The 18,138-nt window shown below is 36.7% G+C and carries 19 protein-coding genes; 10 read left to right on the top strand and 9 right to left on the bottom strand.

Annotated features, from left to right (window positions below; translation table 11 throughout):
• Positions 1 to 140: 140 nt before the first annotated feature.
• Complete coding sequence (gene rpoD / locus JG738_RS04510) at positions 141 to 1,967, top strand: RNA polymerase sigma factor RpoD (protein ID WP_201338564.1); 1,827 nt, start codon at positions 141 to 143, stop codon at positions 1,965 to 1,967.
• Here the strand turns inward: rpoD and JG738_RS04505 are convergent.
• The 3 genes from JG738_RS04505 to hemL are packed head-to-tail and all read right to left on the bottom strand — an operon-like array spanning position 1,964 to position 4,034.
• Positions 1,964 to 2,461 carry a hypothetical protein gene (locus JG738_RS04505; RefSeq protein WP_201338563.1) on the bottom strand — a complete coding sequence of 166 codons (498 nt, stop codon included), beginning with the start codon at positions 2,459 to 2,461 and terminating at the stop codon, positions 1,964 to 1,966. The two genes, rpoD and JG738_RS04505, sit on opposite strands and share 4 nt — an antisense overlap.
• Positions 2,458 to 2,754, bottom strand: coding sequence for an AtpZ/AtpI family protein (locus JG738_RS04500; protein WP_201338562.1), 297 nt, complete (start codon positions 2,752 to 2,754; stop codon positions 2,458 to 2,460). The genes JG738_RS04505 and JG738_RS04500 overlap by 4 nt, the downstream gene beginning before the upstream one ends.
• The gene (gene hemL, locus JG738_RS04495; RefSeq protein WP_201338561.1) at positions 2,751 to 4,034 is read right to left on the bottom strand and encodes a glutamate-1-semialdehyde 2,1-aminomutase; all 1,284 of its coding nucleotides are present in this window, start codon (positions 4,032 to 4,034) and stop codon (positions 2,751 to 2,753) included. Before hemL ends, JG738_RS04500 begins: the two co-directional genes overlap by 4 nt.
• 52 nt (positions 4,035 to 4,086) lie before the next feature.
• Here hemL and JG738_RS04490 point away from each other — a divergent pair, with 52 nt between their 5' ends.
• A complete protein-coding gene (locus JG738_RS04490; protein WP_201338560.1) occupies positions 4,087 to 4,869 on the top strand; it encodes an energy transducer TonB in 783 nt (260 codons plus the stop codon).
• On the opposite strand, the gene JG738_RS04485 is transcribed toward JG738_RS04490, so the two are convergent.
• Genes JG738_RS04485 through JG738_RS04460 form a run of 6 tightly spaced genes read right to left on the bottom strand, consistent with a single transcriptional unit; the run spans position 4,866 to position 11,264 of the window.
• Positions 4,866 to 6,818, bottom strand: a complete 1,953-nt coding sequence (locus JG738_RS04485; RefSeq protein ID WP_201338559.1) for an EAL domain-containing protein — start codon at positions 6,816 to 6,818, stop codon at positions 4,866 to 4,868. The two genes, JG738_RS04490 and JG738_RS04485, sit on opposite strands and share 4 nt — an antisense overlap.
• The gene (locus JG738_RS04480) at positions 6,819 to 7,364 is read right to left on the bottom strand and encodes a hypothetical protein (RefSeq protein WP_201338558.1); all 546 of its coding nucleotides are present in this window, start codon (positions 7,362 to 7,364) and stop codon (positions 6,819 to 6,821) included.
• Complete coding sequence (locus JG738_RS04475; RefSeq protein WP_201338557.1) at positions 7,364 to 9,400, bottom strand: TonB-dependent siderophore receptor; 2,037 nt, start codon at positions 9,398 to 9,400, stop codon at positions 7,364 to 7,366. The genes JG738_RS04480 and JG738_RS04475 overlap by 1 nt, the downstream gene beginning before the upstream one ends.
• A complete protein-coding gene (locus tag JG738_RS04470) occupies positions 9,397 to 9,993 on the bottom strand; it encodes a GNAT family N-acyltransferase (RefSeq protein ID WP_201338556.1) in 597 nt (198 codons plus the stop codon). The genes JG738_RS04475 and JG738_RS04470 overlap by 4 nt, the downstream gene beginning before the upstream one ends.
• Before the next feature lie 12 nt (positions 9,994 to 10,005).
• Positions 10,006 to 10,932, bottom strand: coding sequence for a CoA ester lyase (locus tag JG738_RS04465; protein WP_201338555.1), 927 nt, complete (start codon positions 10,930 to 10,932; stop codon positions 10,006 to 10,008).
• Positions 10,929 to 11,264 carry a cytochrome c gene (locus tag JG738_RS04460; protein WP_201338554.1) on the bottom strand — a complete coding sequence of 112 codons (336 nt, stop codon included), beginning with the start codon at positions 11,262 to 11,264 and terminating at the stop codon, positions 10,929 to 10,931. Before JG738_RS04460 ends, JG738_RS04465 begins: the two co-directional genes overlap by 4 nt.
• A gap of 78 nt (positions 11,265 to 11,342) precedes the next feature.
• Here JG738_RS04460 and folD point away from each other — a divergent pair, with 78 nt between their 5' ends.
• From folD to JG738_RS04420, 8 genes are all read left to right on the top strand, one after another.
• Positions 11,343 to 12,191 (top strand): bifunctional methylenetetrahydrofolate dehydrogenase/methenyltetrahydrofolate cyclohydrolase FolD, encoded by an 849-nt coding sequence (folD, locus tag JG738_RS04455; RefSeq protein ID WP_201338553.1) that lies wholly within the window; start codon positions 11,343 to 11,345, stop codon positions 12,189 to 12,191.
• Positions 12,188 to 12,964: a signal peptidase I gene (gene lepB, locus JG738_RS04450; RefSeq protein WP_201338552.1), complete on the top strand. Its 777-nt coding sequence runs from the start codon at positions 12,188 to 12,190 to the stop codon at positions 12,962 to 12,964. Before folD ends, lepB begins: the two co-directional genes overlap by 4 nt.
• Positions 12,951 to 13,646 carry a site-2 protease family protein gene (locus JG738_RS04445; protein ID WP_201338551.1) on the top strand — a complete coding sequence of 232 codons (696 nt, stop codon included), beginning with the start codon at positions 12,951 to 12,953 and terminating at the stop codon, positions 13,644 to 13,646. Before lepB ends, JG738_RS04445 begins: the two co-directional genes overlap by 14 nt.
• Before the next feature lies 1 nt (position 13,647).
• Positions 13,648 to 14,088 (top strand): ribose 5-phosphate isomerase B, encoded by a 441-nt coding sequence (gene rpiB / locus JG738_RS04440; protein WP_084275676.1) that lies wholly within the window; start codon positions 13,648 to 13,650, stop codon positions 14,086 to 14,088.
• A gap of 87 nt (positions 14,089 to 14,175) precedes the next feature.
• Positions 14,176 to 14,712, top strand: coding sequence for an adenine phosphoribosyltransferase (locus JG738_RS04435; protein ID WP_201338550.1), 537 nt, complete (start codon positions 14,176 to 14,178; stop codon positions 14,710 to 14,712).
• Positions 14,712 to 15,911 (top strand): tryptophan synthase subunit beta, encoded by a 1,200-nt coding sequence (gene trpB / locus JG738_RS04430; protein WP_201338549.1) that lies wholly within the window; start codon positions 14,712 to 14,714, stop codon positions 15,909 to 15,911. Before JG738_RS04435 ends, trpB begins: the two co-directional genes overlap by 1 nt.
• A gap of 8 nt (positions 15,912 to 15,919) precedes the next feature.
• Complete coding sequence (locus JG738_RS04425) at positions 15,920 to 16,615, top strand: DedA family protein (RefSeq protein ID WP_201338548.1); 696 nt, start codon at positions 15,920 to 15,922, stop codon at positions 16,613 to 16,615.
• A complete protein-coding gene (locus JG738_RS04420) occupies positions 16,612 to 18,078 on the top strand; it encodes a leucyl aminopeptidase (protein ID WP_201338547.1) in 1,467 nt (488 codons plus the stop codon). Before JG738_RS04425 ends, JG738_RS04420 begins: the two co-directional genes overlap by 4 nt.
• The last annotated feature ends 60 nt before the right edge of the window (positions 18,079 to 18,138 follow it).

The raw sequence follows: 18,138 nt of genomic DNA, 5'->3' as shown, positions 1-18,138 counted from the left end.
AATAGCAACAGCAAATGACAAAAACTCCTCATAAAAACTGCTAAAAAGTTCCGCTATTTCGGATGATTTGACATTTACAAAACTTATGGTATAATTGGGCGCATTTTAACCTACCTTTATCTTCATAAGGAGCTACTTTAATGGCTGCAAAAGATCTCAATAAAAAATTAGAAGAGTTTTTCGCTGAACACAAAGATAAATATGTTACATATGAGCAACTTGTAGAACTTTTTGACAGACAACCCACACTTGCACAAGCAAAAAAGATCTTGGCACTACAAAAAAAATATAATGTTGAAATAATAACCAGCGGTGAAGCTGCAAAAAAACTCAATATCGAAGAGAAAGCGAAAAAAGAGGAAGAGAGAAAAAAGCTCACTGAAGAGGAGCTTGCTGAGGAGTTTGACCTCACAAAAGACAAAGAACTCTTAGAGTGGAGTAGAAGTGATAGCCCAGTGAGGATGTACCTGCGTGAGATGGGGCAGATTCCACTTCTAACAAAAGAAGAAGAGATAGAGCTTTCGAAAAAGATAGAGCTTGGAGAAAATATCATTCTTGATGCTATCTGCTCTGTTCCTTACCTCATCGACTTTATTCTTGATTACAAAGAGCCTCTTATTAATCGTGAGAGAAGAGTAAAAGAGCTTTTTAAAAGTTTCGAAGATGAAGCTGACGAGGAAGAAGAAGAGAATCTTGATAAAGAGGCTAAAAAGAAAGCTAAATACTCTAAACGTGAAAAAAAGATTATCGAGCTTTTCAAAGCTTTAGAAAAAGCAAAAAAAGAGTGGCTCAAAGTACGTGATAAAGAGCTTCCAGAAGATGCAACACCAGAAGAGAAATTTCATCATGAACTTGTAGTAGCTTTTAAGAAAAAGCAGCTCAAAGAGCGTTTACTAGATCTTGGACCTACAAGTAAACTTATCAATGAGCTTGTTAAATCGATGGAGACAGCTTTAAAGAGTGATGAGGGATTTGAAAAAGAGCTCAAAAAACTTGAATATCGCTTGCCACTTTTTAACGAGCAGCTACGAGAAAATCATAGAAAACTCCTTGAAGATATTACACATCTGAGCAAAGAGGAGATTGCTGCACGCGTTCCCGAAGCTACAATGGTAAGTACCTATATGGATATTAAAAAGCTCTTTTTGGCAAAAGAGGCAAGTAAAAAAGGGTTCAATCTTGAACCAGAAAAGTTAGCAGAGATTTTAGAGCAGATTAAACGCGGGAAAAAGATAAGCGAAGAGGCAAAAACGCGTATGGCAAAGAGCAACCTCCGCCTTGTTGTGTCTATTGCGAAACGCTATACCAATAGGGGCTTGCCATTTTTGGATCTCATTCAAGAGGGCAATATCGGTCTCATGAAAGCAGTAGATAAGTTTGAATACAAAAAAGGATACAAATTTTCTACATACGCTACATGGTGGATACGCCAAGCAATTAGTCGTGCAATTGCAGATCAAGCACGTACTATTAGGATCCCAATCCATATGATTGAGACAATAAACCGTATCAATAAAATCGTTCGTAAGCATCTGCAAGAGACTGGAAAAGAGCCTGATGTAGAGACTATTGCAAAAGAGGTAGGACTGCCAGTCGATAAAGTAAAAAATGTTATTAAAATCACAAAAGAGCCAGTGAGCCTTGAAGCACCGATAGGTAATGAAGAGGATGGTAAATTTGGAGATTTTATCGAAGATAAAAGTGCTCCAAATCCTTTAGAAGTTATTATGCGTGAGGATATGAAGAGTAAAATCGATGAGATTTTAGAGCATCTCAATGAGCGCGAAAAAGCGGTAGTGCGCATGCGCTTTGGTCTTATGCCTGATGAGAGTGACAGGACTCTTGAAGAGATTGGAAGAGAGCTCAACGTTACACGAGAGAGAGTACGCCAAATCGAATCAAGTGCTATTAAAAAACTCAAACATCCAAAAGTTGGTCGAAAAATCAAAAACTACATTGAAGATTAACGTTTTAACCCTTGCAACAATGTAAAGAGTGCCGCACTGAGCGGCACCACTGCAAGTCCTATTAAAAATCCTGCTATATCAAAAAGATCTTTTCGTATTAATACCAATATCACAATAGTCAAAAAAGCATATCCAGCTAAACGCAGCGGTGAAAAAAATGCACCTGATGTTTTAAAAAAATTGCTGAGTGCTGCTCGCTTGCTTTTTAATTTGGCTTTTTCTTCTTCAAAGATCTCTTTAGCACTTTTTTCACCTCCTTCCTCATCTTCGCTGTAGAGATCGAATCTATCTTCAATATCATCGATAATATCCCTATTATGCAGTGATGATTTTTTTTGCACTACATTTTTATATCCCTCATAGGATCCAAGAACGATGAGGAGTGAAGCAATGAAAGCTAGTTGAGAGTTGAGCAAAAAATATTTTGAAGAGAAAAAAGAAAAAATTATTACAAGAGTATCAAGGAAAAATGCGATGATGAAAAAGTTATTCATTTCTCAAACTCTTGGAGATCTTCATCTTCATCTTTATCGTAGTAGTTTTTATAGCGGGGATCTTTTGCAAGCTCATCAAGCTCACTTTTTTGTTTTTTATAGGCTTTATAGATATTGAGAATGGCTGCTGCCACTCCCCAAAAAACTCCCAGCCACAGCAGCCATCTTTGATGAAAGAGTGACTGCATCCAAAGCCCAAGTCCCACACCTATGAGTATCGCTACCACGATACTAATACCTAAAGAGAGAGCCTCAGCTCCTTCAATTATCTTACGATATTTTGGCTGCTTCATACTATCTTCTTCAAAGCTTCTTCAATTTTTTCTAGTGTCATATCTATGAGTTTTTCATCAAGAGGCTCACAAATAAAACCAGCTTCAAACTGGCTGCACGCAAAATAGACTCCACGTTTAATCATCTCTTGATGAAATTTTGCAAAGAGCTCTAAATCACTTTTTTTCGCATCATCAAAGTTTTTAACAGGATTTTCATTGAAGAAAAATCCAAACATACTTCCACGCACATCTACTTGCAGTGGCACACCATGAGCTTGTGCAAGCTTTTGAAAACCTCCTACAAGCCCTTTTGCTCTTGCTTCTAATACATTATAAAGCTCTGGATTTGCTTTGAGGCGACGTATCACAGAGAGACCAGCAGCCATAGCAACTGGATTGCCGCTAAGTGTTCCTGCTTGATAGACCGGGCCTTCTGGGCTAAGATGCGCCATAATCTCAGCTCTCGCACCAAAAGCTCCTACTGGCATTCCACCACCAATGACTTTACCAAAAGTTACCATGTCTGGCACCACTGAAGTATATCCTTGAGCACCTTTGAGATGCGCTCTAAAACCACTCATTACCTCATCAAAAATAAGAAGCGCTCCATGCTCATCACATAGCTGACGCAATCCCACTAAAAATTCCTCTTCAGCTGGTACCAATCCCATATTGCCTGCTATTGGCTCAATAATGACGCATGCAATGTTGTCGCTGGCTTTAAAACATTTTTCTACACTCTCTAAATCGTTATAGCGAGCAAGCAATGTGTGCTTTGTAAAGTCAGCAGGAACGCCAGGACTACTAGGATTACCAAAAGTTGCTGCACCACTTCCAGCACTAACAAGCAAACTATCGCTATGGCCATGGTAGCAACCTTCAAATTTAACTATATCATCACGCCCTGTAAAACCTCTTGCCAAGCGAATAGCACTCATTACAGCTTCAGTACCACTGCTCACAAAGCGGATTTTATCAATGTTATCAAAGAGTTCTACGATCTCTTTTGCTAAAGCAGTCTCAAGTAATGTTGGGGCACCAAAGCTCAGCCCCTTTTGTGCTTGATTACAGACTGCATCAAGTGTCTCTTTGTCAGCATGACCAAAAATAAGAGGTCCCCAGCTTTGAACATAATCGATATAGCTATTACCATCGATATCGTAGATAAAAGCCCCCTCGCCTCTGTCTATAAAGGGAGGCACTCCACCAACACTCTTAAATGCTCTCACTGGCGAATCCACTCCACCAGGAATCACCTGTAGCGCCTCTTTGTAAGCTTGCATACTCTTTTCGAGCATTTTCATCCTTTTTTTGTTTTGATTTTATCGCAAATTTGATTATAATCCCTTTATGAATCGGCTTGTTCTTTCGTTTTTCATCACACTATTTCTCTATGTACTGCTCTTTTTGATAGTGCGCATTGATCTGCAAAAACCACCGATAACGACAGAGTCAAAACATCGATTTAATATAAGTGACTTGCGTCTTATCAAACAAAAACCTTTACAAAAATCGCACATACGACCAAAACCCAAAAGTCCAAAAGTAGAAAAAAAGAGAGCAAAAAAAGAGCAACAAAAACAGAAAAAAAAGCTACATAGGAGTAAAAAGAAAGATAAAAGTATGAAACTTTTAAAAAAGAGACAAGCGGTAAAAAAAATTGTTAAAACCTCTTCTGCTCATAAAAAAACAAAAGATCACAATCAAACAACACAAGCCACACCCTCTCTCACACAGCTATTTGCAAAAAAAAGGATCCCCAAAAAAAGCTCAAATAATCTTCCTCCCAAGCTACGAAAGCTCTATAAAGATGAGTTTGAGAGTTTTACGAAAGAGCAAAAAAAGTTTATTCAAAACAACCTAACAAAAATTGGTTCTATCACGCAAAAGTACCTCTATCTCAGGGGCTATCCCTATATAGCAGTAAAAACGAAGCAAGAAGGGGTCAATATTGTAGAGTTTTATCTCCATCCCAATGGAGACATTACCAATTTACATATCATAAAATCGAGTGGTTACGAAGCACTGGATAAAAACTCTCTTGAAACAATCAAAACAGCTTACAAAGACTATCCTCTCCCAACCCAAACAACAAAGATAAAAATCTATGTACGTTATAGTATAATCTACTAAATATCACAATCCTTTCCTACATACCGCTTTGGCTTATCAAAATAGAAACCTTGAGCATAATCTACACCTAAAGATCGGATTTTTTCAAATATCTCTTTACTACTTACATATTCAGATACAGTCTTTATACCCTTTTTATGAGCAAAATCTACTATAGTTGAAACAATAAGTTCAGAATCTTCATTTTCACAAATATTTTCTATGAGTGAACCATCAATTTTAATGTAATCTATAGGAAGCTTAAGTATATGTTCAAAATTTGAATAGCCTGTACCAAAATCATCAATTGCTATTTGACATCCTATCTCTTTCATTTCGGTAAAAAAATTATAGACAAGTTCATAGTTTTCAATTCCCTCAGATTCTACAATCTCTAGTATAATTTTGTTCTCTACCTCATATTTTTGAATACTCTCTTTGAGATGAGCTACGATATTTGGATCTAAAATATCAAGAATAGAGAGATTGATTGAAAAACTACAGGTGCTTTGACTAAAATATTGACAACTCTTCTCTATCATAATACCTGTTAATCTGTTGTAATATCTACTCTTTTTGGCAATCTCTAAAAAAACACCAGGAGAGACAACGCTTCCATCATCATCAATGATACGTATGAGACACTCGTATCCCTTTGGTTTACGTGTTTGTGTATTGACTATAGGTTGAAAAAAGGGTACTACTCTATCAAGTTCAATGGATCGTTTGAGTTTTTTAATCCACTCAATATTTTTCTCATACTCTTTTTCAACTTTTGCATCATCATACTCATAAATTGCATAAACTCTTCGCGCTTTTTTTGCTTTTTTCAAAGCTATATCAGCTTTTTCTAATATTCCCTTTTCTCCTGCTGCTGCACCCATACTTACATGCAAAGAGAGTTCCTTATCTCCATGAACAAAAACCATTTTCTCTATATTCTTAGTAAGATTATCAAGGAAGAGTTTAATATCATCTCTACTCATTTTACTATGAAAGAGAAGTGCAAACTCATCACCTCCCAGCCGGTAGAGCTTTGGATTATTTGTATTAATAAGATTTTTTAACTTTACCGCAAAATCTTTGAGTATCTTATCACCGATTTTATGTCCAAAGAGATCGTTAATCTCTTTGAAACTATCGATATTAATAATCACTATACTTGCATGAGGAAGTTGGCTCAAATCCTCTTGGAGTTTTAATCTATTTGCAAGACCAGTTAATGAGTCGATATAGAGTCGATTCCTGAGTTCCTTTGTCTTTTCTTGCACCTTCTCTTCAAGAATTTTATTCATATTTTCCTGTTTGAGGGCATACTTCTTGATGCGATTTTGCATCGACTCTAATACTCTTGCAATTGAACCTATTTCGTCTTCTCTATGGATGAAATCCGGAAAATGAAGATCTTTTTTTGGACTATAGTCTACAAGAGCGGCAACAATAGCCTTAAAAGGAGAGAGCAGCTGCTCAAGATAAACACTAAAAAGCAACAATAAAAGTGCAATCCCTCCTAAAAACATGAGAAGAATTTTTTTGTATTTATTAATGATTTCCTCATAATGCTCATAGGAATAGACTACATATATATTGCCAATTTTCTCTTTTGAATTTGGTTTAGTAATCGGTTTCGTAAATACAAAATAGTCTTTGTTACGAATATTTTGTTTCATATATGTAGCTACTACTTTCTTATTATGTATTAACGTGATACCTAAAATATTTTTATTTGCTTTGAGAATATTTTCTATAAGCTGTTTTGCTTGATCATCCATGCCAAGATAGAGATCCATAGATACTGTAGGGATAATAGTATCAATAACCACTTCCGCTTTTGATTTTTCCAAACTTTTAAACGCCTCTTTCCCTACCGCTTCAAATGTATAAAAAATGAGTAGTATTAAAGAAATAGATACAATAAAAAAATATGTAAGAATTCTTCGACTGAGTGATTTATTAATATTAAGCAGCATCTATTCTATAATCCTTGCTATATTATAGAATGTATTTGCAAATTGGAAACTGTTTTCCAAAAGTACCTTTTTATTTATATATATTTGTACTCTTTTTTCTATGGAAACATTTATTAAAAAACCTTCTTCCAGATCTTTTTTATCATACGTAAAAGAGTAGATGTTTTTACCTCTTATCATTTGTGCAACTCTTTTCAATCTCTGTGGCGCAATTTTGAGAACATAAATTGCATCAGTTTTTTCTACACAACTATTATCGGAGAGACAATCAGATATATTGAGGGTTTTCACTTCTAATGAAAAATTTTCAATTCCTGTTGAAAATTTTTTATAGATACTCTCCTGTAACTTTTGTGCTACTAATTCATCCACATCTTCATAGATAACAGCAAAATCTATTTTATGATCTTGTATATTTTTTTCAATATTTTTATCTAACACTATTATTTTTGGATAGAGAGCTACTTGAGTTTTGAGCAGCAAGGCGTTGTATTGATAAGCAAATATTTGTGAAGTAAAAATAAATATAAGCACCAATAATCGCATCAAAAACCCTTTTTGATTGTAAACATTATCGTTCGCCCCTTCGTATAAGGATAGTCATCTACATATGTATTTGGTGGGGCTGGATATCTCCCTTTGGTATTAAAGATATTTTTCAGTGCCAACATAATTGAAGTATCTTTTGCAGTTTCATATTGGAACGAGAGATCTAAAAATGAAAAACTTTTCAAAGAATCTCTCGAATCAAAATCGAAACGCTTTTTCTTTCCTATATAGCAAAAAAGCATTGTTGTAGAAAAATTTGGGGTGAATTGTTTGAGAAAATAGAATTTAAAAAGATGATTTGCAATATTTGGTAACTCTTTGTGACACCCACATTCTCCATAGACATAGGAGTAATTACCATAAAATTTCAATGTATTACTCAACATCTTTTTCCACTCAAACTCCAAACCATAGAGTCTATTCATAGAGACATTGCGAAACTCTCTCTCTTCATTAATATTGTTAATAACCTTACTGTTTTTGAGATAAAAGAGAGTTAATTGCATATATTCATCTAATGAATATTTTTTGATATAACTTGCTTCATATGCGTTTACCTCTTCAGGGCGAAGATCAGGATTTCCAACACGTGTAGTATTATTAATAGTAAACATCTCCTGCCATGATGGATTACGATGGGATCTGCTATATTTCAACTTAAAAACATCCTCATTGTCCAATGCCCACACTGCACTAAATCGCGGGTTGAGTTTATGATATTTATGAAGAATTCTTTCATAATTCATGCCAAAATAGAGAGTAAGAGCATCACTTACAGCAAAAGTATCATCTATATAGAAAATATGCGATCGTCTTTTTGCATTAGGCTCCGCAAAAGGGAAGATCGTCGAGTAATCCACCATCGCATCACTCATACCTGTTCTATCTGTTGTAATTGTCTTTACTTCTAGTGTTCTTTCTAAGGTATTGCGATAACCAGTAGTGATGCTATGTTTTTCAAATCCTTTGTAGTGGATTTTTAGATCTATATAATCACTCTCATTTTTGTTTTTGTAATAGCCCTTTACTCCTGCAGCATAGATAACATATTTTCCAGGATGAAAAGGATCAGGATAGACAAGTCCCGGCGGAGCAACATGCGATGAGCTTGTAAAGGAGTCTTTTTTGATTCCTGCTTTGAAAAAGAATTGTAAATCATCAGATAACTGCTTTTTCATACCAGCTTCATAAATTGTACTAGGAAGTCGGAGATAATCATTTTTATGTGGATGAATAAAACTTATACCAAAAGCATTACCACTCTTGTAATAGTTATTCCTATATTTGAAATAGAGATCTTTATAATCAAAATGCAAGGCAAAAGAGTAATTATTAAGCCATAATTGCGCTGGTGCAGTAGTAGTGAGTCTTTTATTTATTTCTCCCATTGCACCGGTAGCAAAAATATCTGGCCCACTACTTATTTGTTTGTCATCTTTTTGTAAATAAAATTCTGTATAGATATGCAGATTATCAAAAGAGAAATTTTTATAAAAACCAAAACTTTTATAGTTGTAACTACCATATTTCCCAAAAATTCGTGCAGATTCATTAATACCAAAATTTTCTGCGTAGGTAGTAACGTATATAGATCCTGCATAAATATTTACTCCCTCGCTTTTACTACCAGGCCCTCTTATTACCTCAATTCTTTTAATGAGTTCTATTGGCATCGCTAAATAGTGCGAATATTGATCTATCATTCCATCATTAACCAATACCCCATCAATAAAAAGCTTACTTTGTCCATAAGCTAGAGGATTTGAACCGCGGAAAATTGGTGTCTTTATACCTAAATTATCACCATAAATATCTACACCTGGTACAAGACTCAGCGCTTCTTCAAGATTTGAAACTCCGGCTTTTTCCAGCTCTTTTCCCAAATAGACTGAGACAATATGCGGTTGATAGAATCTATTGGTTTTAGTAACCTCTACAACTTTGTCTATTTGTGAAAGCTCTTGGACAAGTATATTGATATTTGTGGCATAAAGAGATAGTATTGTTATAAAGAGGATTGCAGCTACTCTCATTTATGCCTCTTTTTATATCGTTGTAGTAACATAGGATTCTCCCTTTCAATGAGGCTTGTAGAGATCAAGCATGGATAGCGTGGAGATCCATAACCATTCTGTTTTGGTCCAATAATTTGCAAATGTACTTTGACCATTTTCATAAGCCTTATAAAGCTCTTTTCCATAGCTGTAAAAGCGTATTCCATTCCCATCTCTTTAGCCATAAAGTAGATCTTCTCCTTTACAAAATGTTCTAGTATATATTTAGTATCGTGCATATTGCGATAATTTTTATGCAATAGTATGCGGGATACCTCCCCCAATTTTTCACGTTTATATGTCATGAGTAGATTTTTCACATCTGGATTGATTTCTAAATGTTCTTGTGTAGGATAACCTATGGGGGAGTGGTGTATAAGTCTTGCTGTTGCTACTATTTCGCAATTATCATTCATTGCTACAAGATGTTTTGCGTAAGGATCATATTTATCAAATTCTATTCTTTTGCTATTTTTAGGAAAGAACTCTAACTCCTCACATAATATTTCATAGCGAAATCGATAAATTTTCTCCATAATATTTTCATCATCTACTTCGAAAAAATAAAACATTAAGCCTTAACCCTATTTTTTTAAAATATTGAGTGCATCTTTGTAGATAGGCTCATCTATAAAACCATATTTTTCATCCACAAAGCCTGTAATTCCTTGCTTTGCCATCTCTTCAAAACGTTGTTTAATATAAAGAGCCTTTTGCTTATCAAAACTTTTCAAAATTCTATTAACTATCGCTACTTGCTGCGGTGATATACACCCCTTTGCTTCAAAACCCATCTCTTTTTCATACCTGCACCACTCTTCAAACTCTTCAAGATTTTGATAGTCTTGATAGACAAAAGAGACTGCTTTCACTCCTACACTTGCACAATCTACAAGGAATTTTGCAAGTATATAATCGACAGTAGGGTTGGAAATTTTTAGTAAATTTTGTCCAATTTTTAAATCTGCAAAAAGATCAAGTATTCCCAAATAGAAAGCTTTAATACGAGGAGAGATAGCAAGATCTTGCAAATTTGCAAAAGCTTCTTTTGTTTCAACAGAAAAATGGAGTTTTATAGGCTCTGCAACAAGTTCGCAGCTTTTTTGCACATCTTTTTTTGATCGTATTTTTGGAATACGAATTGCATCAGGATAAAAATCGTTTAAAAAGGCAATCTCTTCCATGCCTCCTTCATCAAGTGCATTTACCCGTACCACTAGCATGGGGAGATTTTTTCTTGGTTGCTGTAATATAAGAGCGGTAGCTAAAAGAGCCATTTTTTTATACTCTTTAGCCACTCCATCTTCAAGATTGAGAATTGCTACATCACACTGCAACTCATCGAGTTTATTGAGATGTTTAACCCTGTGAGCTGATACCATAAGCGCTGAAGCAAAAGAGATATCTTTAATAGGCTGCTTACGCGGTTGCAATCTTTGCAGGAAAAAATCCTCATCTTTGCTCTCAATTGCTGTTTGTATTTTAGCTACGAATGCAGGTTCAAATATCATTTTCTCTTCTTTTTTGTAAGATAGTAATAGAGTGTTTTTATCTCTTTATTTGTAAGAAAATATTGAGGCATCAGTCTATGATCTTTAGTTATGAGAGCTTTGCGAAACTTTTTAAAAGGAAGTTTTGTTATATCCGGGGCTTTTATGATAACAGTACGATTACCATCTTTATATCTGCCAAGCTCCAGCCCTCTTCCATCCTCACCATGACATCTATCACAGCCTATTCCTCGAGGATTATGATAGAGCATTTTAGCGTACTCCTCTTTTGTTATAAAATCATCTGCAAACATCACTGTTAAACATAGAAATAAGAAAAAAATTTGACGCATATTCTCCCTTAAACCAAATCAAAAAATCTTTTTGATATCATATCCAATATTTTTTAGAAAATCCCTAAAAGAGGCACTATGCAGATACTTGACGGCAAGAAACTCTCACAAAAAATTAAAGAGCAGATAAAATCTGAAGTCGCAGAGCTTAAAGAGAAGTATGCAATCACACCAGGCCTAGCTGTTATCCTTGTAGGAGACGATCCTGCTAGTCATACTTATGTGAAAATGAAAGCAAAAGCATGTAAAGAGGTGGGATTTTATTCAATAGTTCATGAGATGCCAGAGTCCATCACACAAGAAAAGATAGAAGAGACAATTAAGCTTATGAACCAAAATCCCAATATTGATGGTATCTTAGTACAACTTCCCCTTCCCATCCATATCGATGCTACGAGGATACTTGAACTTATTGAACCTGCAAAAGATGTAGATGGATTTCATCCGTACAATTTTGGTCGCCTTATGCAAGGACTTGATACATTCGCCCCCTGCACTCCATTAGGAGTAATAGAACTGCTTCATGAATATAACATCGATCCCAAAGGGCTTGATGTTTGTGTGGTAGGTGCAAGTAATATTGTAGGCAAACCTATGGCTGCACTTCTGCTCAACGCTTTTGCAACGGTAGACATTTGCCATATTTACACAAAGGATCTACAATCTCACACAAAAAGAGCAGATATGGTTGTCGTTGGTGTAGGAAAAGCTGGACTCATTACTGCTGATATGGTAAAAGATGGAGCTATTGTTATAGATATTGGTATTAATAAGGTTGATGGAAAAATCGTTGGAGATGTTGATTTTGAGGAAGTAAGCAAAAAAGCATCCTACATTACGCCAGTTCCAGGCGGTGTTGGTCCTATGACGATAGCCATGCTTTTACAAAATACACTCAAGGCTGCTAAAAAAAGGATCCAATCTTGAAAGAGAGACTCATCAAATTCTATCACTGGTCAAATACATGGACTGGTACTATTGTCATAGTACTTCTTGTAATTTTTTTCATAGCACAAGCCTTTGTAATTCCTAGTGGGAGTATGAAAAATACTCTCCTTATAGGAGATCACCTCTTTGTAAAAAAGTTCGCTTATGGAATCCCAACTCCCCATATCCCATGGCTTGAAATCCCTGTACTTCCAGATAGTGACGGAGATGGTCATCTCATCCGCGGAGAAGGCCCCAAAAGAGGAGATATCGTTATTTTCCGCTATCCTGTCAATCCCAAAATCCACTATGTCAAGCGATGCGTAGCTGTGGGGGGAGATTACCTCTTTGTGCATAACAAAGATCTCTATATTCACCCCCATGAAGGCAATGAATATATTAAAAAACACTATCCCAAAGAGAGTATTATAGAGATAGAGGGACTGCTTTGGGTACGAAATCCTTATATGAAAGATCATCCCGGCATCCATCACGACCCACATATCGTCAATGATGGAAGATATCCTCAAGAGATATTCAATTTCCCACCTATTGAAGTGCCTAAAGGACAGTATTTTATGATGGGAGATAACCGCGATCATAGCAATGATAGTCGCTTTTGGGGTACTGTACCATACAAACTTATAGTAGGAAAACCGTGGTTTATCTACTGGAGCTGGGATAAGAACTATGTACCAAGATGGGATCGTGTAGGCAAAACCGTCAGTCAAATAGAAGAGGAGATGAAGAAGGCTCATAGTGGAAACAATTAAAATACTTAATATTATTGCTTTAGTATCTGCTCTTGTCATAGCAGTTGTAGGACATGAGATCATGCATGGACTCGCTGCTTATCGCTATGGAGATCCCACTGCAAAACTAGCAGGACGCCTCAGTATCAACCCTCTTAAACATATTGATCCTGTTGGAACAATTCTCGTTCCGGCTATTCTCTTTATTACCAATGCTGGATTTCTTTTTGGTTGGGCAAAGCCCGTTCCAGTCAATATGAGTATAGTACTGCGCAATGGCAAAGAGTTTGGAGCCATTGTAGTCTCCCTTGCAGGTATCGCATATAATTTTACCTTGGCAATCTTGAGTGCACTTTTGTTGAGTTTTATAGGTAAACCAGAAAGTATTGTTTCTCTTTTTGTATTTCTTTTTTTAGCACAAAGTGTCCTTATCAATGTAGTTCTTGGAGTTTTCAATCTCTGGCCGATTCCACCTCTTGATGGAGCAAATGCACTTATGTATCTTGCAAGATGGTTACGTCTCGATTTTATTGTGAGAGTATATGAGTATATCTTTCCCTATGGAATGGTAATACTTATTTTAATATTAATGACGCCGGCTAGCCAATTCTTCTTTTTACCTGTCTATTTTCTTTTGGTGTTGCTTTCCATGCTTACTGGTATCGATTTTATCAATCTCATCAACCAACTCGAAAGGATCTAATATGAAAAAAATCTATATAGGAAGCGATCATGCAGGATTTGCTATTAAAGGGCTTGTAAAAGAACTTTTTGAAAAGAGAGGTTACAGCGTTGAAGATCTTGGTACATATAGCAGCGATCGTGTAGATTATCCAGACTATGCAGCAAAAGTAGCACGCGCAGTAGCAGCCGATCCTGGTAGCCAAGGAGTACTCATTTGTGGAACTGGTATAGGCATGAGTATAGCTGCAAATAAAATTAAAGGAATCCGCGCAGCAGAGGTACATGACTACTATACAGCTCAAATGGCAAGAGCACACAATGATGCTAATGTGCTATGCTTTGGAGAGCGAGTTGTTGGTCCTGGTGTTGTGGAATCAATTATAGAAGCGTGGTGTACTACAGAGTTTGAAGGTGGACGCCACGAAAACAGAGTCAAAAAAATCATGGCATTGGAAGAGTAATGGGTATAGAGACAGTAGGATATATCTTTTTTACACTTTTAATGGTTATTTTGATAGGTATAAAGATTATTTTATTTGGAGGAAAAAATGATTGATAAAGAGTATCTTCTCTCCACCATTCGTGATATTCCAGATTTTCCAAAGCCAGGAATAGTTTTTAAAGATATTACAACACTTCTTAATAATGCACAAGCTTTTACAATGCTCATGGAGCATTTAGAAAATCGCTACAAAGAGTATAATCTTGACTTTATAGCTGGAATTGAGAGCCGTGGCTTTATCTTTGGTGCTGCTCTCGCTACAAGACTGGGTATTGGCTTTGTACCAGTAAGGAAAAAGGGTAAACTCCCCTATACCACAGTAGACGAAAAGTATGCTTTAGAGTATGGAGTAGATGAGATAGAGATACATATCGATGCTTTTAGAGACAAAAAAGATGCACGCGTACTCCTCATAGATGACCTTATAGCTACCGGAGGCACAGCAGAAGCAGCTGCAAAACTTATTAAAAAAGTTGGAGCAAACCTCCTAGAGGCCTGTTTTATTATTAACCTTGCATTTCTCCATGGAGAAGAGAAGATAAAACAGCATACAAATTTCTATAGTGTATTGGAGATAGCATAATGTACATACCAAAACCAAGCAGATTTGATCCGGACGAGTTTGGTCACTTCGGCATCCATGGAGGACGATACGTACCAGAAACTCTCATGCCAATTCTTTTGGAGCTTGAAGAAGCTTACAAACAGATTCGCCAAGATGAGGAGTTTTGGAAAGAAGCACGCTACTATCTTGAAAATTATGTAGGACGGCCTAGTCCACTCTACTATGCACAAAACCTCTCCAAGGAGCTTGGAGCCACAATCTATCTCAAACGTGAAGATCTCAACCACACAGGTGCGCACAAAATTAACAATACCATTTTACAAGGTCTCCTTGCCAAACGCCTGGGTAAAAAGAAAGTGATTGCTGAAACAGGTGCAGGACAGCATGGTGTTGCCACCGCTACAATGGCAGCTCTTTTTGGACTTGAGTGTGAGATATTTATGGGTGAAAAAGATGTAAAACGTCAAGAACTCAATGTCTTTCGTATGAAACTCTTAGGAGCAAAAGTACATGCAGTCAAAAATGGCTCACGTACACTCAAAGATGCAATGAATGAAGCAATTCGTCACTGGGTGACACATGCAAGAGATACCTTTTATGTCATCGGTACAGTAGCAGGCCCTCATCCCTACCCTATGATGGTACGAGATTTCCAAGGGATTATAGGGTACGAAGCAAAAGCGCAAATATTAGCGAGCGAAAACCGCCTTCCTGATTACGTTGTCGCTTGTATTGGTGGCGGAAGCAACGCTATGGGAATATTTAATGCCTTTTTAGATGATGAAGAGACACAGTGCATAGGAATAGAAGCTGGAGGTTTAGGGCTTGATACCAACAAGCATGGAGCAAGTTTAGCTAAAGGAAGTCCTGGAGTGCTCCATGGACAGATGAGTTATGTTTTGCAAGATGAAGAGGGGCAGATCCAAGAGGCTCACTCAATCAGTGCAGGTCTTGATTATCCTGGAATTGGACCAGAGCATAGTTTTCTTAAAGATGAAGGAGTTGTGCAGTATGATGCAATCACCGACCAGGAGGCGCTTGATGCATTTGTATGGCTCAGCCAAAAAGAGGGTATCATTCCAGCATTTGAGAGCTCCCACGCTATTGCATATCTTAAAAAGATGAAAGATATTAAAAATAAGCTCATTATTGTCAACCTCAGTGGTAGGGGTGATAAAGATATGGTGCAAGCAAAATCACTGCTCCATTTTGACTAAGGAAGAGAATGCGAAAGTTTTTTGATAAAAATAAAGATTGGCTCATACAGCTCCTTTTGGCAGGTGTTTTTCTTTTTATTGCTTATCTTGGTTATCAACTCTACCATGCTCCAGGCGCTAATCTTGAAGAGAAGTTTATCTTTCTTCTCAAAGAGTATGGATATATTATACTTTTTGTCTGGAGCATCATGGAGGGTGAAACTGGCCTTGTGATGGCTGGAGTACTAAGCCATACAGGTGATATGAACCTCTGGCTCTCCATATTTGTTGCTGGCCTAGGTGGTTTTGTAGGAGATCAGATCTACTTTTATATTGGAAGATTTAATAAACACTATATCCATAGTCTCATGAAAAAGCAGCGCAGAAAATTTGCACTTGCACACTTGCTACTCAAAAAATATGGATGGCCTGTTATTTTCATACAACGCTACCTCTATGGTATGCGCACAATCATACCAATGGCAATCGGTCTTACACGCTACAGTGCAAAACAGTTTGCACTTATTAACTTTATTAGTGCTATGGTATGGGCAGCTATGACAATCATTCCAGCATATATTTTTGGCGAAGAGATCTTAGCAATTGTGCACTGGGCAAAACACCACTGGTACTATGCATTGCCGCTGGCTATTATAATTGCAGGTAGTATCTACTACTATCTCCATACGGTAACAGAGAAAAAACTCATAAGGGGGAGTAAATGAAAATAAAAATAGAAGATAAAAAACTACATGAAATACAAGCGGATATTGAAATAATATTTGTAATAGACGAAAATCTCGATCATAAATGGGTAAAAGATAAAGAGGAACTTAAAAAATTAGGGTTTAAAGGCGAAGTAGAAGAGATGGCATTTCTTCCTGAAAAAGGGAGACTCTATATAGGTGCAAAGCTTGATCATGATGAGATTCGCATAGCTGCAAGTAAAGCTGTCAAAGCACTCAAAGGCAAAGAGTTCAAAAAAGCAAAAGCTGGAGTCTATATCCAAAACTGCCCAATTACTAATATCAAAGCTTTTGTAGAGGGTGCAATTTTAGGTAATTACAGCTTTGATAAGTACAAAAGTAAAAAAGAAGAAAAAGGGCTCAAAGAGATCATTCTAGCAAATGAAGAGTATGCAGACAAGTCATTTACTCTAGAAAATGCAAAGAAAAGTATCGAAGAGGCTACCATCGTAGCCCATAGTACCAACCTCGTACGAGATATTGTCAATACACCTCCAAATGAGATTTATCCAAAAACTTTTGCAAAGTTAGCAAAAGAACTCGCAAAAGATGAAGATCTTGATATACAAATTTTGGATGAAAAAGATCTCGAAGATGAAAAAATGGGCGCCTTCTTGGCTGTAGCACGTGCAAGTGCCAATCCTCCAAGACTTGTACATATTACTTACAAACCAAAAGATGCAAAAGCAAAAATTGCAGTGGTAGGTAAAGGTCTCACCTACGATAGTGGTGGTCTAAGCCTCAAACCAAGCGACTATATGGTTACCATGAAAGCGGACAAAAGTGGAGCAAGTGCAGCTTTAGGAATTATCTTAGCAGCAAAAAAACTTGGGCTTCCAGTAGAACTCCATGCAATTTTGGGGCTTGCTGAAAATATGATAGGCGGCAATGCCTATAAACCTGATGATGTACTCACTGCTAAAAATGGCAAAACTATCGAAGTACGCAATACTGATGCAGAGGGACGCTTGGTATTAGCAGACTGCCTCTGCTACGCACAAGAAAAAGTTGCGCCTGATTATATCATCGATATGGCCACACTTACCGGAGCTTGTGTAGTTGCTCTTGGCGAATATACCACTGGAATAATGGGTGAGAGTGATGAACTTAAAAGAAGCATGCTCGAAGCTGCAAAAGCAAGTGGTGAGCTAGCAGGAGAGCTTCCATTTAATCGCTATTTGCCAAAACTTCTTAAATCAAATATCGCTGATATTTGCAATATAAGCTCTTCTCGCTATGGTGGAGCTATTACAGCAGCACTTTTCTTACGTGAATTTATCGAAGACAACAAAAGAGATAAGTGGCTCCATCTTGATATTGCAGGTCCAGCCTTTGTAGAAAAAGAGTGGGGATACAATCCTTATGGAGCAAGTGGAGCAGGTGTACGTATGGTTATAAAATGGCTGCAAAAAGAGTTTGTTTATAATAAAAAACACCCATAACATTTTGCTAGCTCTCTTTTGAGTGCTAGCAAAACTGATACTGACTAAATAGATTTAACA

The organism is Nitratiruptor sp. YY08-26 (assembly GCF_016593215.1).
Classification (GTDB): domain Bacteria; phylum Campylobacterota; class Campylobacteria; order Campylobacterales; family Nitratiruptoraceae; genus Nitratiruptor; species Nitratiruptor tergarcus.
This window is presented reverse-complemented; position numbering and strand designations above follow the sequence as displayed.